Consider the following 17824-nt stretch of genomic DNA (forward strand, 5'->3'; position numbering starts at 1 on the left):
TGGAGCTGAATAAGCTTGTTACAGGTAAAATCGTCGTTATTTACCACAATTCTTTATCTTAGCTGAAATAATTAATAAACATATCCAAGAATTAATGAATACAGTATCAAGAGTGCTCTTAGGTGCATCTATTGTGTTTTTTGTGCATGATCTGACTTTTGCACAGAAGAAATTGGATTTTGCGCAATCCTGGGGACAGAAACAGTCTTTGACCGTGCGCACAAATCAATATCCGGGCTGGGCGGATGGAGCCGCTTATCTGGAAAATGACGTCAACGATAGCCAGCTCTATCAGGTCAACGTCAAATCGGGGAAGAGAAGTATCTATACCATTCCTGCCAAAGAGGGGACGGTGGTCTATGTAGAGAAAAATGATATTTTTATCAAAAATGGCTCAGGCACTGCAAAGAAATTGACCAATTCACCCGACGTTGCAGAACAGAACCCAACTTTATCGCCAGACGGTCAATATGTTGCTTTCACACGTAAAAGCAATTTGTATAGTTTAGAGGTAGCTACAGGGAAAGAGGCGCAGTACACAAATGATGGTACCGATGTGATCTACAACGGTTGGTCTTCATGGGTTTATTATGAGGAAATTTTGGGACGTCCTACAAACTATAAGGCTTTTTGGTGGTCTCCAGATAGCAAGAAGATCGCTTTTATGCGTTTTGATGATACCAAAGTGCCTATGTTCCCGATATATTCATCCAAAGGACAACATGGTTATCTAGAGGAAACACGTTATCCGAAAGCAGGCGATCCTAATCCTGAGGTGAAAGTGGGTATCGTTCAATTGAATGGCGGACAGGTGACATGGGCGGATTTCAATGAAAAGGATGATCAGTATTTCGGACAGCCTTATTGGGCTTTCGATAGTAAAAATTTCATGGTGCAATGGATGAACAGGGATCAGAATAACCTGAAATTTTATCAGGTGGATCCAAATACTGGTTCGAAAAAAGAGATTTATGATGAACGCCAAGCTTCTTGGATCAACCTGGATCATGATGAGCGTATTACTTACCTTGCTGACAATAAATATTACATCTTAAAATCGGATAAAACTGGTTGGGCGCACTATTACCTATATAAGTTGGATGGAACATTGGTGAACCCGATTACATCTGGCGATTGGCAGGTGACCGAAATCAAACGGATAGACGAGAAAAATAAGGTGCTTTATTTTACCGCACGTAAGGAAAATTCGGCTCGTTTTGATCTGTACCGCGTGGATTACTCGGGTAAAAATCTAAAACGTTTGACCTTTGGTGAATATTCACATGATGTCAACGTATCACCTGATGCCAAGTACTTTATCACCCGATATTCTAATGTGAGCACACCGGACCGCTTTGCCTTAGTGGATAATCAGGGTAAAGTGGTACGTCAATTGGCGGATAGCAAAGCTGCTGACTTTAGTTCGTACAGCTACGGTAAAACGGAGTATTTACATATTAAATCGGATGATGGTCTATTTGATTTACCACTGACGATCACTTATCCTACGGATTTTGACAAATCGAAAACTTATCCTGTTGTTTTCAGTATCTATGGTGGTCCGGATGCGGGTACTGTGAAGGATACCTGGAAAGGTACCGGCAATCAGTATTGGGCGAATGAAGGCGTTATCCAGGTTTCTGCGGATCACAGGGCTTCTGGTCACTTTGGTAAACAAGGGGTAGCTTATATGCACCGTAATCTGGGACATTGGGAAATTATCGATTATTCTACGATCGTAAAATGGTTGAAATCTCAATCTTGGGTGGCTAAAAACAAAGTATTGATCACAGGCCATAGCTATGGCGGTTATATGACTTGTCTGGCGATGACTAAAGCTGCGGATGTATTTGACTTTGGTATTGCTGGTGCGCCCGTAACGTCTTGGGAGTTGTACGATACCCATTATACCGAACGTTGGATGGATACACCACAAGATAATGCGGAAGGCTATAAAGCGGGGTCGGTATTGACTTATGCAAACAATTACAAGGGCGTACTGCGCATTATGCATGGCGATATGGATGATAATGTTCATCTGCAGAATACAACGCAACTGGTTGATAAATTAACAGATAGAAGTGTACCTTTTGAATTGATGATCTATCCGGGCAGTCGTCATGGATTTGACCGTTCAAAAAGTAAATATGACTTTAATGAGCGTGCACGTTTCTACTATCAATATCTATTGGAGAAACCTCTTCCAAAAGAGTTTAAGTAGATTGCTGGGCTCCAGCATTTGAGTCTGGAAAATCTCAGTATCTCTATGTGATTACAAAAAAAACACGCGGTTCAACTAAACCGCGTGTTTTTTTTACAGGATCGCTTTTGGATCTTAGGTGAAGATAGTTGCTCAAAATTCATATTACCTGTCCGAAATTTGCTTCACTATTTTGACTGATTAAATTCAAAAGAAATGAAAGTTATTTTTACTTGGCTGATGTATATAGCTGCCTTATTATCTGCACTCCTCATCTTATTATTCATTTATTTTACGGTTGATCCTTTTCGTAAACAAAGGCAAAGGAAATTGTATGACCAAAGGGTCGAGGAAATAAAACAGGCTAGGAAATTGCGCCCCAAAAGTTAGTTAGTTGATTTTGTTAAATAATTGATCCGGAATCTCCCATTTAATGGGATTTACTACTTTGACAGGATCATAATTTAAAATCTCAGGGTATTCATTTCGTTCGAGCCTATCAATAATATTTTCCAAAATAGGCCTTATTTCCGGCCAATCTTCAGCATATAACGCCAAGGTCGAATACCTTTCAAGCAGCCAATAGACCATAAGAGCAATTGCTTTATCACAGTATGTATGTTCGATTACAGTTTGATATACGTTGAATTCGCGATGTTTCAATAAGACGGCAATGTTGTATAATTCAATGGTGCTTTCACTCCGCCTGATCTGATTGATCAGATGTTCTCCAAACCAGCTATGAACTTCCGTTTCTTCCAAATAAATATAGGGTTCCTCTCCCTGGCTTGCCTGCAAAACGACCGCTGGTATTTTTGGAGCTTGTGCAATTTTTTCAGTGGGATCGTAACTGATGTCTGTTTTGAGATAAAACCCTTTTTCAGAATTACTTATAACCGTTTTTATAATGTCGAAGTTCTCGTCAGTTCCTTTTCTTGTTTTCCAGCTTCGACGGATCGCTTCAAAAGGATAGTTATTCCAGAATAGCATTAGGGCAGTAGCCTCACTACAAAATGGACTCTCAACGATCCATTGTTGGATGTAGAAAAAACATTGTGTCGCTAATTTATGAAGCTCCTGGGGTGTTTTTAAAAGCTGAAATTCTTCAAATTCCATGTGACGATAGTCATCTTCTGTTTCCATACTTGTTGGTTGTGTCTTCTAGTGATTCTGTTTTAACTTATTTTTGGCTGTTTTGTCGTCCTGCGAAACCGTATTTTTCCGATCAATCACATCTCTCACTGAAACGGTAAATGACTTTGTCCGGATGTACTAAAATAGCAAAAATCTCAGGAAATGAATTGAATGTTTAGACCACCGCACATTTTTTTACCACATTTGAAGTGGATTTTTACCAGCATTGAAATAAAGCTGGGGCTATAGATGCGCTGAAAAAATAGTTGGATCGAATATGATGTTAAAAAACCTAAAAAATGTCAATTTTATGTGGGTGTAAATTGTTGAAAATTAAAAATAATGGCATCTTTGTAAAAGTTTATTCAAAGAAAAAATGATTCAATTCCTAAAGGAAAGTACTTTTGCCGTAAATGAAGTTTTTAATAGATCGTGGGAACTATTGAAAAAGCATTATTTTTCTGTTGCGGGCCTATGTTTTTTGCTGTTTGTAACCTCTGGTTTATCCAATTTCCTGGCAACGACAATCAGTGATTTTAATGTCGTACTTAGTGGTTTTATGGCCTTCTTTTTTATGATCATGTATTTTGGGCTGAATCTTACTTTGTTTAAATACATCCTCAATCTGATCGATGGCAATCAGGATAAGAAATTGATCCATTGTATACCAAGTTCAAAAGAATTAGCTTATTTTTTCGGCGCAATGCTGAGTATCATGGTACTGTCTATTGCCTTATTGATGATACTGGGAGCCGTATCGCTTCCATTTTTGTATTTGTTTGAAAATGGCGAAAATCGCGCAGAAATCATGAGTAAGTTTACTGTCTTTGTCGTTTTTGTGGCGGCAATACTGACATTTATTTTGATTATTCGTGTAGCATTTTACCCTTTCTTTATCATTGATAAACATGCGGCAACCTTTAAATCACTACGCTTTAGCTTTGCGCTGACCAAAGGAAATGTATTCAAATTATTATTAATCTTAGCGGTATTTGCTTTTTTTCAATTACTTCAGATGTATTTTAATTTTTTAGAATATTACATAATTTTTATTATTTTGAACCTTGTGAGCTCATTCTTGGTGGTACCTTTGGCCAGTATTGTTGTTTCGGTTGCTTACCGGGAAATGATGTCGGACTATCACGGTGGAGAGGACCCGAAGATTTTGAATAATATATTTTAATAAAGAGAGAAGGTTTTGAGTAAAAAAGGAATTGCCATTTTAGGGGCAACGGGTAGTGTCGGTACACAAGCCTTGGATGTTATTAGAGCCTTTCCGGATAAGTTTGAAGCAGTTGTTCTGACTTGCGGCAGCAATGCTGAACTTTTGATCAAACAAGCATTGGAGTTTAAACCAAAATCGGTCGTTGTGACCGATCCAACCCAATATAAAGTAGTTAAAGAAGCCTTAGCGTTTCAGGATACGACGGTATTATATGGTGAAGAGGGTTTGATTGAAGTGGTGCAATATGCCGAAATAGGTATTGTCTTAAATGCAATCGTGGGTTCCGCAGGTTTAAAACCTACGGTAATGGCTATTCAATCCAGAAAAGATATTGCTCTAGCAAATAAGGAAACTCTTGTTGTTGCCGGGGAATTGATTATGGCCTTGGTCAAAGAATACGGTGTCAATATGTTGCCTGTAGATTCTGAACATTCGGCAATCTTTCAATGTCTGGTCGGTGAGGAGCAAAACCCCATTGAAAAAATTTATGTGACGGCATCTGGAGGTCCTTTTCGTGGAAGAAAGCGGGACGAGTTGCTGCAGGTAACGAAAGCACAGGCCCTAAAACATCCCAATTGGTCTATGGGGGCTAAAATTACCATAGATTCAGCTTCTTTGATGAACAAGGGACTGGAGGTGATTGAAGCCAGATGGCTCTTTGATCTAACTATCGATCAGGTGGATGTCATCGTACACCCACAGTCGATCGTGCACTCCTTGGTTCAATTTAAAGATGGATCTATGAAAGCACAAATGGGTGTCCCAGATATGAAACTGCCTATTCAATACGCATTGACTTATCCCGCTCGATTTGAAAATAATTTTGAACGCTTCAATTTTATGGACTATCCAACGCTTCAATTTGAAAAAGCGGATATGGAAACTTTTCGAAACTTGGCCCTGGCCTACGAAACACTGCGCGCCGGTGGAAATAAATCCTGTATATTGAATGCAGCAAATGAAGTTGTCGTGGCTGCTTTCCTCGCTGATAAAATTGGCTTCCTGGAAATGAGCGACGTCATCGAAAGTACATTGGAAAAAGTGGAATTTATAGCCAATCCAACACTGGAGGATTATCTGGAGACGGATCGGTTAGCAAGGTTAATAACAAAAGAAATAATCAAAGATTAAATATAGAAAGCATACATGGGTGTTTTAATTATGGTCGGACAAGTGATTTTAGGCTTGTCAATTTTAATTGTTCTACATGAGTTAGGGCATTTTTTAGCAGCACGTGCATTTGGAATTAAAGTGGAGAAATTCTATTTGTTCTTTGATGCATGGGGAGTGAAATTGTTTAAATTCAATTATAAAGGCTGTGAGTATGGTATTGGTTGGTTACCTCTGGGTGGCTATGTGAAGATTGCCGGTATGATTGATGAGTCGATGGATACTGAACAATTGAAGGGCGAGCCACAACCTTGGGAGTTCCGTTCAAAACCGGCATGGCAGCGTCTGATCGTTATGTTGGGGGGTATTATCGTTAATATCGTTGTTGGTATCCTTGTCTTTTGGATGTTGACCTTCAAAATGGGTAATACAGATGTCAAGATGGATCAAATGGTAAACGGTATCGTACCGGGATCCATTGGTGAATCTATTGGCCTTAAAGCCGGTGATAAAGTGATCGAAATAGATGGACACCGTGTTGAAAACTACTCCGAGTTGCTTGGTTCTAAAGTCTTGATGGGCGGTGTATCCCTTACGGTAGAGCGTGATGGCGCGACAACAGAAATCAAGGTTCCAGCAGACTTATTGAATACCTTGTCCGATAAAAAAGGAGAGAAGTTTATTGAACCTCGCTTTAAAACAACAAGTATTGCACAAGTGGCTCCAGGATCAGTGGCAAGCAAGATGGGCTTCACCAAAGGGGATAGCATCGTAGCCCTAAATGATACTCCGGTACCTTTCTTTGATCAATTCAGAACATTAGTTAAAGCAAATATCAATAAACCTGTTGTCATTAAAGTAATCCGTGCGGGAGCGGAGGTTTCCCTAAAAGGAAATGTACCAGCGGATGCAATGTTGGGTATCAGTGTCAACCATGATAATTCGATCAAGTCGTTTACAACGAATTATACACTTATGGAAGCTTTTCCGATCGGTGCTAAAAAAGCATTTACGGTAATTACGGATAATGCGAAAGGGTTCGGTAAAATCTTTAAGGGGGAGGTGCGTGCTGATAAAGCGCTATCTGGACCTATCGGTATTGCTACACTGTTCGGCACTGAAGTAGATTGGATTCGGTTCTGGTCTTTGGTTGGTATGCTTTCAATGGCTCTTGCGTTTATGAATTTGTTACCTATTCCAGCACTGGATGGTGGTCACGTTGTATTCTTACTGATCGAGATGATTCAAGGCAAGCCGCTGAGTGAAAAATTTCTCGAAAAAGCACAAATGGTCGGATTCTTTATCCTTTTGGGCCTGATGGTGTTTATATTCGGAAATGATATTTTTAAGTTGTTCAAATAACTTATCGCCCCAATGTCCCTATGTATTTCTTCTCATAAGATGGATACAGTACAGGTTCGTCGCATTTGGAATAAACAACAATAAAAAGTCACTTATGTATCTCGTTGAAAACAAAAAATATAGATCAAAATCTTGATGTTAATGGTTTCAAGGTCTATATGAGATGATAAAAAAATACATAATTCAACAAAAAATAGGGGAGTTTTCTTTTGGAAAACTCCTTTTTTATTTCTTACATTTGACCATGGACGGAAGAAATAGAGCGGATGTAAAGCCCGGAATGTTGGTTAATATCATTCTGAAAAAAGACCAGCGCACGGGGAATCTTACAGAGGGCATTGTAAAGGATTTACTGACATCCTCATCTTATCATTCAAGAGGGATAAAAGTAAGGCTGACAGATGGTCAAGTAGGACGAGTCGCTGAAATTATAGAGGATGACTTTTAACGATATCGTATTGTTAAATTAAATCTTTCGAGTACTCCAGATGTTTTAGATGTGTTGTCTAAATGAATTTATTGCTACCTAATGATGTTCTTATTATTCGATCTAAATTGAATTTAAAGGTTGTGTTGTGATGCACCTTTTTGAAATAAAATTTGCATAGTAACATAATTCTTATTAACTTCTTTCTAGATTTTTTATTTTTATTACATATTTATAGAATTTTATTGTATTAATTAGTTGAATGATCTCTTTTTCGAATGGATACCAAAAGTAAATGTAAGATTGTCTACGCAGATGATGCGATGATCCATCATGTTATGATGAAGGCCATGGCCCAATCCCATTCGTTGGAATTAGTTTATTGTGCCTCTAATGGAAGAGACCTTATCGACTATTTGATTGAACATAATAAAGCGCTACCTGAGGTGTGCATATTGGATCTGCACATGCCGATTTTGAACGGTATAGAAACCGCAAAGATCGTTAGGGACAAGTTTCCTTCCATTCGTATATTTGGTCTGACCTCGAGTAGTGATGAAAGTGAACGGATTGAAATGTTGGCCGGAGGGGTGGAGCAGATCTTCGCGAAAGAAGATATGTCCGCATTGTTACAACAACTTTAGTTAAAAGCATAAAAAAAGCCTAACAATTTGTTAGGCTTTTTCGTTATTTTCCAGTGCTTCTTTAAATTTTAAAAGTCTGACCCATGCCGGGCATTTGCTCAGATCTTTTTTCCATAATCCAACATGGATAAAGCTTGTGCTGATAAATCTTTCCACATCAAACACTTGCATATCTTGTTGTATTTCCAGTGATTTGGGTAATTCCCTAGACTGAAAATATTGTTGTAATTCTTCTGGTGTCATAAGACAAAAATAGCGTTTTTAATTCATTATCTCCAACCACCACCTAAAGAACGGTAGAGATCCACAAATCCATCCAGGTGCTGCTGGCGTAGCTCGACCAGATCCAGATCGCTATCCAAGGCATTGCTTTGTGCGGTGATAACTTCTAAATATGTCGCATAGCCACTTTTGAAGAGCAGGTTTGCATTTTTTACCGCAAGATGCGCGTTATCCACTCTTTTTCTCGCAAGCTCGAGCTGTTCCCGCTGTTTGTCTACCGTAACTACAGCGTTGGAGACTTCGGCAACTGCTTCGACGACTTTCTGTTGAAGCTGAATTTCGGCCTTATCCCGTTCAAGTTTTGCAACTTCATATTGTGTTTTTAATGTTTTATTTTTGAAAATAGGGGTGGTCAGATTGCCGGTGATGCCACCTAATAGTGCGCCCGGAATGTTGAACCAGTTTCGGGGAAGCATGGAATTTACGCCCAGTACACCGCCTATATTAAGCGAAGGATAACGCATGGCCTGCTGGATATTGGCGTTCGCATTGGCGGCCATTAGCTGAAACTCGGAGGAACGGATATCTGGTCGATTGCGTATGATTTCAATGGGCGAACCAAGCGATATGTCCTTACTTTCTGCAAATAGATGTTCGTATGAAGTGCCTCGCTTGATGCTGTCCGGGAGCCTTCCTGTTAATGTCTGAAGTGCATTCTCTTGAATAACAATCTGTTTTTCCAATTCTGGGACAAGGGAGGCTGCTAATAGACGCTGCGATTCTGTCTGTTGAATGGCCAGTGCGGTAATCTCGCCTGCTTTGTATTGGAGCTTAATCATACGTAATGTGCTATCGTTCAATTGAACATTACGTTTGGCGACTTCAATTTTAGCATCTAACATCAACAGATTGAAATAACCTTTTGCAACAGACGTGATAATATTGGTCTGAATGGCATTTTTGGCTTCCTGTGTGTCTAGGTATTCCGCCAGCAGCTGTTCCTGTTTGCTGCTAATTTTTTTCCAGATATCTATTTCCCAACTGAAACTGATGTCAGATCCAAATTGAGATTGGTAAACAAACATATTTTCTGGAGCTTTCTCACCTTTGTGCTCATAGTATTTTGACAATGGACCACTCCCAAATTCTTTCGATCGCCAGGTACGGTTTCCATTCGCTATGGTGGCACTGACACTTGGAAGATAGTTTGACTTATTTTGAGCCATTACCCTGTTGGAGATCTGTAAATTGAGTAGCGCTGTTTTCATTTCAAAATTATTGGTTAGCGCTGAATCGATCAGTAGCTTGAGGGTAGGATCATGAAAGAACGATTTCCAATGAATCAACCCCATGCTAGAGGTATCACCAAAATAATCTAAGGTGTCACCACGAAAGGTTCCGGGCAATTTTAGTTTGGGTTGAACATAATCTTTGCCAACTTTACAGGCATTCATTAAAATCAGTAAGCCCGTAGCCATAAATAGTGCTGAAAAGTATTTTTTTATGTTCTTCATTCTTCTTCTTTAGCTAGTTTATCCTGTAGTTTTTCATCCAGCCCCTTGAAGACAACAAAGAGTACCGGAATAATAAAGATGCCAAAGGCAACTCCCAATAGCATACCACCTGCTGCACTGAAGCTGATGGAGTGATTGCCGATAGCCGAAGGGCCAACAGTCCACATCAGTGGAACTAGGCCGGCAACGAAGGCAAGACTGGTCATTAGGATTGGCCTTAACCTTAACTTTGAACCGCTGATGGCAGCTTCCACGATAGTTTTTCCATTTTTGCGTTCCTGTACGGCAAATTCGACTATTAGGATCGCATTTTTAGCCAGTAGACCGATCAGCATGATCAATCCAACCTGTACATAGATGTTGTTCTGTAGACCGACAAGGTTGATGACTGAAAAAACGCCGATCAGACCAACAGGTATGGAGAGCAAAACCGCCCAGGGAAGAATATAGCTTTCGTACTGTGCGGAGAGTAAAAAGTACACAAATAGGATACTCAAGACGAAAATCAGGATAGTTTGGGATCCAGATTGGCTTTCTTCATAGCTCATACCAGTCCATTCAAAGCCATAGTTTCCGGGTAGTTTTTCGTCGGCTAGCTTTTGGATAGCCTGCATGGCATCGTCAGTACTATAGCCTTCTGCTGGAGTGATATTGACGGAAATTGCATTGTATAGATTGTAACGGGTAATGGTTTCGGGGCCGACAGTTTTTTCCAGTGTCAGAACGGTATTGATGGGCACCATCTCGCCTTTGTTGTTTCGCACGAAAATCGAATTGAAAGACGCTGGATCTTTGCGGAAATCAAAATCGGACTGTACATACACGCGGTATTGGCGGCCAAAACGATTAAAGTCACTGGCTTGCACCCGTGCAAAATAGGAGCGTATGGTGGACATTAAGTCTTTGATTTCAACACCGAGTGATTTTGCCTTGACAGCATCGATGTTCACCTCGTATTGCGGGAAATTGGATTTAAAACTGGTGTAAGCACTACGGATTTCCGGACGGGTATTCAGCTGGCTGATAAAGGTGTCTGCAATGGTATTAAAGTCTCTTACGTCGCCACCCATGCGATCTTGAAGAACCATCTCTATACCGGCAAAATCACCAAATCCCTGTACTGTAGGTCTGGGAAATACAGTAAATGTGGCCTCATTTATTTGTGCGAGGTCATTCCTGATTGTATCCATAAAGGCATTAATGTTTTTGATGTGCTTGCGTTTGGCATGTGGTTTAAGTGTAATATATCCTGCGGCAAAGGCTGGACTTGAACTACCATCCAGTGCATTGAAACCAGAGACTGTCGTCATGCCCTCGATATCTTTTCTTTTTTTCAATATACTGTCTGCACGATGGAGTACTTCTGTCGTACGGCTTAATGAAGCCCCGGGGGGAAGCGCAATGTTATAGGTGATGAAACCATCGTCTTCGGTTGGTATAAAACTCTTTGGTGTTTTGATCATTAAAATGACTCCGATCGCAGTAATCAATACCAGGCCTATCCAAGCTATTTTTTTATGATTGATCAACAACTGGACAATAGATACGTATCGGGTGGTCAGGCGATCAAAAGAAGTATTGAATGCTTTAAAGAAACGATCCTTAAATTGGTTGATTCTTGATTTAGCTTCTTCTTCCTTTTGTTGCTTGGGGGCTTTGAGCAATAATGCACATAGGGCGGGACTCAATGTCAAGGCATTTAAAGCTGAAATTAGGATCGCTGTCGCCAGCGTGTAAGCAAATTGTCGATAAAAGATACCCGCTGGGCCCTCCATAAAACCAACAGGCAAAAATACCGCTGCCATGACCATGGTAATAGAGAGGATTGCACCGGTAATTTCTGACATGGTCGACAATGTCGCCGCTCTAGCTTTTAACCCCGTACTATGCATCTTTTCATGGATGGCCTCTACAACAACAATGGCATCATCGACAACAATACCGATGGCCAATACAAGGGCAAACATGGTCAATACATTGAGCGAGAAGCCAAAGAGCTGGAGGAAAAAGAAGGTACCTATCAACGAAACAGGTATAGCAATAGCTGGAATTAAGGTCGATCTAAAGTCCTGTAAGAAAATGAAAACAATGATAAAGACCAAAATAAATGCTTCGAAAAGAGTGTGTTCAACCTGGCTGATGGATTCATCAATTTGGTCACGTACGGAATAAGTCACTTCATAATGCAATCCTTTTGGGAATGTCTTGGCCTGTTCTTCGAGTACTTTCCGGACAGCGATATCAATATCATGGGCATTGGAGCCGCTGGTTTGCGTCAGATTGAGTGTCAGTCCGGGATGACCATTGACCTTATTGTCGCTACTGAGATTTGTTGCACCAAATTCTACGCGTGCAACATCTTTGAGGTATAGCACTGAACCATCATTGTTTGTCTTGATGACGATACCCTGAAATTCTTCGGGTGTGGTAAAGCGTCCTTTGTGCCGAATGACCGTTTCAAATGCCTCATCGGAAGTTTCACCAAATTTACCTGGGGCTATCTCAAAGTTTTGGTCTTTGATAGCATTCATGATATCCTGGGGAACCAGATTATAAAGGGCCAACTTTTCTGGATTCAGCCAAAGCCGCATGGCATAATCCCTTGCTCCGAGCCGTGACACTTGTGCTACACCATCTACACGTAATAAAGGACGCATAAGATTGATCTGTGCGTAAGCCTGTAAAAAGGTTTCATCGTAGGCCTTATCTTGATGATCCGAGTAAAGATTAATGGTCATGATAACCCCAGTCTGGCGTGGCATGACGGTAATCCCAGCTTCATTTACTTCAGCTGGAATAGAACTGATCGCTTTGGAGATACGGGTCTGCACATTGACTGAGGCAATGTCCGGATTTGTTCCGGTCTTAAAATAGACGGACACACTACCCGAACCGGAGTTGGAAGCAGACGATTTGATATAGGTCATATCTTCCACACCATTAATGGCCTCCTCAATAGGTAATAAAACACTTTTTGCTACCGTTTCAGCATTTGCGCCAGGGTAACTCAGTGATACAAGTACACTGGGGGGGGCGATTTCTGGAAATCGGGATACAGGGAGCAGCTTTAATCCCACCAAGCCCAATATGACTAAAATGATAGAAATGACCGTGGCTAAAACGGGCCTATTTATAAAGGTTTTTAACATATATTAGAATTTTAGACATAGCTCAGGCAAACCTGAAAATAGGTTACCCCAGCGATGTAAAAATGTGCGATAATTATTTTTGAGGAATAGGGGTAACGGCCGAACCATCGGTCAGTTTGTCAAATCCACTGGTAATGACACGGTCGTTTTCCTTGAGACCTGAGTCTACGATATAATTGCCTTTGCTCTTGCCTGAAAGCTGAATATTACGGCGTTGTGCTTTATTGTTTTGATCCAATATATAGACAAAAGTTTTGTCCTGTAATTCATTGATGGCAATCTGAGGGATCTGTAGGACGTCTTTTTTTACTTCTGCAATTTTTAGTGTACCACTACTTCCCGAACGTAAAATATTGTCTTGGTTTTGGAAGGTTGCACGTAGAGAAATTGCCCCTGTGGTTCTGTTTATCTGTCCATTGACAGCATCAACGATCCCTTTTTTCGCATATTCTTCGCCGTCGGCGAGAACCAGTGTTACTTGAGGAAATACCAGTTTTTGATTCTGGTTGTATTTCTTACCCTCAATACTGTCTTTTTTCGCCTGTGCTTTTGAGAAGTAGAGGAAGTCGGATTCATTCATGGAGAAATAAACATAGACTTCTTGTATATCGGAAAGGTAAGTGAGGGGTTCTTTGTCACCTTTGGAAACTAGATTTCCAATACGCTTAGGAATACGCCCAATATATCCGCTTACAGGTGCTGTAATGATCGTAAAGTCTTTACTGATCTGTGCGGAACGTACAGCGGCACTGGCCTGATCTAGGGTTGCCTTTGCTACTTGATAGTCAGATTTGGCTGATGCCAGTTTTACATCTGAAATGACGTCATTTTGAACCAACGGTTTCAGACGGTCGACTTCTAATTGCGCATTTTTAAGTTTGGCCCGCGCAACCTGTTCCGTGGCTACCATGTTGTTTAAATTTTCCTGATAGGTAGAAGGATCTACTTTGAACAACTTTTGTCCTTTTTGTACAAAAGAACCTTCATCGACATAGATTTCTTGCAGTAATCCCTCAACCTGGGGACGGACCTCTACATTCACTTTTCCCTCAATGGTACCTAGATAATCCTTGATCGTGGTGGCATCAGATTTTACAACCGTATAAAAAGGCAAAGCTACAGGTTTTTCATTGGTATTATTTTCTTTGGAAGAGCTTGAAGAACAACTTACCTGGGTGGCTAAGACTGAACAAATCAATAAGGATACGCTGAAAATAGATAATGTTTTTTTCTTCACAATACTTGATTAAATTTTTGATATATGTGCTTTTGTAATGTTACTAATACAAGATATAACGCCAAATAGTTTAATTATTGTGTAAATTAACATTTGTTAACGTTTCAATTTATAGTTAATAATCGCTCAATTAATAATCAAGTATTCTATGTATTAGTTTTAAATGTCTAGTTTTCAGTAGGTAGTAAGCATTTAGTATCATTGGTTTATTGAGCGAACCATAATCGACCAAAATAGACAAGCTGTAGGCAGTCCGAATGGACTAGAAGGAGGGGGTGGAATAAAAAACTTCGTCAAAAAAATGAGCCCAATAATACATAGATATGCCCCAAAAAGTTAGACACTATTTGGGGCATATCTCATATCGGACTCATCACGCATCTAATTTTTTAACTTTGTCCAACTTTTTAAGTGAACTTCGGTATCGGTTTTCTTATCGTATCAATCCCTTAAAATTTAAGGTGTTTTACAGTCAGTCCGTTATTGATAAGTTGTTTTAGGGCATCAATACCGATACTGATATGTGCTTCCACGTATTTCGCTGTAACCGTGACATCACTTACAGACGTTTTTACTCCTTCAGGGACCATCGGTTGATCGGAAACTAACAGCAAAGCACCTGTCGGGATCTTGTTCGCGAAACCGACACTGAATATTGTTGCTGTTTCCATATCGACACACATGGCCCGAATTGATTTCAGGTACTTTTTGAATGCCTTGTCGTGCTCCCATACGCGTCTATTGGTGGTGTAGACGGTCCCTGTCCAATAGTCCCGTTGATGGTCACGGATTGTCGTAGAGATCGCTTTTTGCATAGCAAATGCAGGTAATGAGGGTACTTCGGGGGGAAAGTAATCATTTGATGTTCCCTCGCCACGGATCGCTGCGATAGGGAGGATCAATTCTCCTACAGGAATCTTTTTCTTAATTCCTCCAGTTTTGCCCAAAAATAGCACGGCCTTAGGGGCAATGGCGGATAATAGGTCCATTATCGTTGCGGCCATCGGACTACCCATTCCAAAATTGATAATGGTAATACCTCCAGCGGTCACGGATTGCATAGGTTTGTCTTCTCCGTAGATAGGGGCATTGTCATGCATTTCCGAAAATAGATGAATATATTTTGAAAAATTTGTTAATAGGATATACTCCCCAAACTCTTCCAAAGGTCTTCCTGTATAACGTGGAAGCCAGTTGTTCACGATTTCTTCTTTGGTTTTTAAACCTGGTGTTATCGGGCTATTTACAGTATTTTTTGTAGTTTTCTTTGTCATAGTCATTAAATTTTAATTTCACTAATCTCTTATCGGTCTGTCAACATTCCGTTATGGCTATGTTATTATTGTAATATAAGATTTTTAATTCTTTTTTTTATTACGCTTTAGCTTGTTTTAAGCACTTTTATCCATTAAATTCTTTCAATAATATGTTGTTGGATAGCATTCATGAGGCGAACCAGCATCAAGAGGAACCTGTTTAAACGCAAGGGGTAAAAAAAAATCCCGTTCAGCGAACGGGATTTTTTTTTAAGCGACTTTAAGCTTTTTCAGATCGGATTTTTCGAATTTTTTCTTCGCATAATCCAAGGTGATTTCCAAACTTTTCTGTCCCGTTTGCTCTTTCATTGACGGCATTTCAAACATGGCGTCCAGCATAATTGCTTCGCATATACTGCGTAAGCCCCTGGCCCCAAGTTTAAATTCGTCAGCTTTGTCTACAATAAACGTGTATACCTCGGGATCAAATTTCAATTCGACGCCTTCATACTCAAATAATTTTTTGTATTGTTTGACCAATGCATTTTTTGGCTCTGTCAAAATACTCAACAAGGTTTCTTTATCCAGCGGATTTAAGTAGGTCAAGACCGGAAGACGTCCAATTAACTCTGGAATCAATCCAAAATTTTTGAGATCCTGAGGTGTAATATACTTGTATAGATTGTTCAAGTCGATTTCCTCTTCGTCTTCATTCATCTTATAACCCACGGTTTGTGTGCGTAGACGGTTTGCAATTTTCTTTTGGATTCCGTCGAATGCACCACCACAGATAAATAGGATGTTGCTAGTATTGACAGCGATCATTTTCTGGTCTGGATGTTTACGGCCACCTTGAGGTGGTACGTTGACAACTGTACCTTCTAAAATCTTTAATAGCGCCTGTTGCACACCTTCACCAGAGACATCTCTCGTGATAGAAGGGTTGTCGCTCTTACGTGCGATTTTGTCAATCTCATCGATATAGATGATACCACGTTCCGCCGAAGCAACATCATAATCTGCAGCTTGAAGCAAGCGTGTCAAAATACTCTCCACATCTTCTCCGACATAACCTGCCTCGGTTAGTACCGTCGCATCAACGATACAGAAAGGGACGTTCAATATTTTGGCAACGGTCTTTGCCAATAATGTCTTTCCCGTACCTGTCTCACCCACGATAATCAAATTGGATTTTTCGATTTCAATTTCATCTTTATCCACTTTTTGATTCAAACGTTTATAGTGATTATAAACAGCGACAGAAATTACTTTCTTTGCATCATCCTGACCGATTACGTACTGATCCAAGTGTGTTTTGATCTCTTGGGGACGTATTAGTTTTAATGCAGTCTGTAATGTCTTGCTTTTCCGTTGTTTTAATTCTTCTGCCAAGATTTCCCCTGCCTGTTGGATACATCTGTCACAGATGTGTGCTCCATTTCCAGCAATGAGCATCTGAGCTTCATTTTTGCTTATCCCACAAAACGAACAATGAATGTCTCTATCGTTATTCTTCGCCATCTTTATTTAATAATCTCCTTCTTAGGAAGTAAAATCTCGTCAATCATACCGAATTCTTTGGCCTCATTGGCTTTCATCCAGTAGTCACGATCAGAAGATTTTTCTACCCACTCATAGGTTTGTCCGGAGTGTTCTGAAATAATGGTATATAATTCTTCTTTTAATTTCATCATTTCACGTAAGTTGATTTCCATATCTGCCGCAACCCCTTGAGCGCCGCCAGATGGTTGATGAATCATCACACGTGAGTGACGTAATGCAGCACGCTTGCCTTTTGCTCCTGCTACAAGAAGAACTGCACCCATAGATGCTGCTATTCCTGTACAGATGGTCGCTACGTCCGGTGTGATATATTGCATCGTATCGTAGATACCCAAACCTGCATAAACGCTTCCTCCTGGGGAATTGATGTAAATCTGGATGTCACGCTGTGCATCTGTGGACTGTAAAAACAACAATTGTGCCTGGATAATATTAGCCACTTGGTCATCAATACCGCTTCCCAAAAATATAATACGATCCATCATCAAACGTGAAAACACGTCCATCTGTGCAACGTTCAATTGACGCTCCTCAACGATGTAAGGTGTAAGATTTGTCGGAATGCTAGTCTCTGTACGGGCAATAAAACTGTCAACATGTTGACTTCCAATACGGTGATGCTTTACTGCATATTTTCTGAATTCGTTTTTATCTATATTCATCTTTTTATTTTTTCTATTCTGTAGGACTAATATAAAACTATATTTTAAAAATCAAATAAATTGCAAAGATGTTTTACATCCACTTTACATTTTTTCGATACCGCCTCTTTCAGCAAAGA

At 40.1% G+C, this 17824-nt stretch carries 14 protein-coding genes; 6 read left to right on the forward strand and 8 right to left on the reverse strand.

The window, feature by feature from the left end:
• Positions 1–94 precede the first annotated feature (94 nt).
• Positions 95–2221: a S9 family peptidase gene (locus AC07UV_RS19735; protein WP_495184994.1), complete on the forward strand. Its 2127-nt coding sequence runs from the start codon at positions 95–97 to the stop codon at positions 2219–2221.
• A 369-nt stretch (positions 2222–2590) separates the two neighbouring features.
• On the opposite strand, the gene AC07UV_RS19740 is transcribed toward AC07UV_RS19735, so the two are convergent.
• Positions 2591–3343 carry a hypothetical protein gene (locus tag AC07UV_RS19740; RefSeq protein ID WP_495184995.1) on the reverse strand — a complete coding sequence of 251 codons (753 nt, stop codon included), beginning with the start codon at positions 3341–3343 and terminating at the stop codon, positions 2591–2593.
• Between the two features lie 367 nt (positions 3344–3710).
• Between AC07UV_RS19740 and AC07UV_RS19745 the strand changes: the two genes are divergently transcribed.
• From AC07UV_RS19745 to AC07UV_RS19765, 5 genes are all read left to right on the forward strand, one after another.
• Positions 3711–4517, forward strand: coding sequence for a beta-carotene 15,15'-monooxygenase (locus AC07UV_RS19745; RefSeq protein WP_495184996.1), 807 nt, complete (start codon positions 3711–3713; stop codon positions 4515–4517).
• Between the two features lie 15 nt (positions 4518–4532).
• Entirely contained in the window at positions 4533–5690 is a 1158-nt protein-coding gene (locus AC07UV_RS19750) for a 1-deoxy-D-xylulose-5-phosphate reductoisomerase (protein ID WP_495184997.1), read from the forward strand.
• Between the two features lie 15 nt (positions 5691–5705).
• On the forward strand, positions 5706–7031 hold the full coding sequence (gene rseP / locus AC07UV_RS19755; RefSeq protein WP_495184998.1) for an RIP metalloprotease RseP: 1326 nt from the start codon (positions 5706–5708) through the stop codon (positions 7029–7031).
• Positions 7032–7275: 244 nt separating this feature from the next.
• Positions 7276–7479: a YwbE family protein gene (locus tag AC07UV_RS19760; RefSeq protein WP_046674525.1), complete on the forward strand. Its 204-nt coding sequence runs from the start codon at positions 7276–7278 to the stop codon at positions 7477–7479.
• Between the two features lie 257 nt (positions 7480–7736).
• Complete coding sequence (locus tag AC07UV_RS19765; protein ID WP_282255347.1) at positions 7737–8102, forward strand: response regulator transcription factor; 366 nt, start codon at positions 7737–7739, stop codon at positions 8100–8102.
• A gap of 30 nt (positions 8103–8132) precedes the next feature.
• Here the strand turns inward: AC07UV_RS19765 and AC07UV_RS19770 are convergent, their stop codons facing one another.
• The 7 genes from AC07UV_RS19770 to clpP form a co-directional block, all read right to left on the reverse strand.
• Positions 8133–8345, reverse strand: coding sequence for a DUF6965 family protein (locus AC07UV_RS19770; protein ID WP_120258298.1), 213 nt, complete (start codon positions 8343–8345; stop codon positions 8133–8135).
• Between the two features lie 26 nt (positions 8346–8371).
• Complete coding sequence (locus AC07UV_RS19775; protein WP_495184999.1) at positions 8372–9838, reverse strand: efflux transporter outer membrane subunit; 1467 nt, start codon at positions 9836–9838, stop codon at positions 8372–8374.
• Entirely contained in the window at positions 9835–12987 is a 3153-nt protein-coding gene (locus AC07UV_RS19780) for an efflux RND transporter permease subunit (RefSeq protein WP_495185000.1), read from the reverse strand. Before AC07UV_RS19780 ends, AC07UV_RS19775 begins: the two co-directional genes overlap by 4 nt.
• A 73-nt stretch (positions 12988–13060) precedes the next feature.
• Positions 13061–14224 carry an efflux RND transporter periplasmic adaptor subunit gene (locus AC07UV_RS19785; RefSeq protein WP_495185001.1) on the reverse strand — a complete coding sequence of 388 codons (1164 nt, stop codon included), beginning with the start codon at positions 14222–14224 and terminating at the stop codon, positions 13061–13063.
• Positions 14225–14673: 449 nt separating this feature from the next.
• Complete coding sequence (locus AC07UV_RS19790; protein ID WP_495185002.1) at positions 14674–15498, reverse strand: AMP nucleosidase; 825 nt, start codon at positions 15496–15498, stop codon at positions 14674–14676.
• A gap of 252 nt (positions 15499–15750) precedes the next feature.
• A complete protein-coding gene (clpX, locus tag AC07UV_RS19795; RefSeq protein WP_495185003.1) occupies positions 15751–17001 on the reverse strand; it encodes an ATP-dependent Clp protease ATP-binding subunit ClpX in 1251 nt (416 codons plus the stop codon).
• 2 nt (positions 17002–17003) lie between these two features.
• Positions 17004–17705 carry an ATP-dependent Clp endopeptidase proteolytic subunit ClpP gene (clpP, locus tag AC07UV_RS19800; RefSeq protein ID WP_259178204.1) on the reverse strand — a complete coding sequence of 234 codons (702 nt, stop codon included), beginning with the start codon at positions 17703–17705 and terminating at the stop codon, positions 17004–17006.
• Positions 17706–17824 lie beyond the last annotated feature (119 nt).

Source organism: Sphingobacterium sp. GW821-FHT03E03 (genome assembly GCF_059420745.1).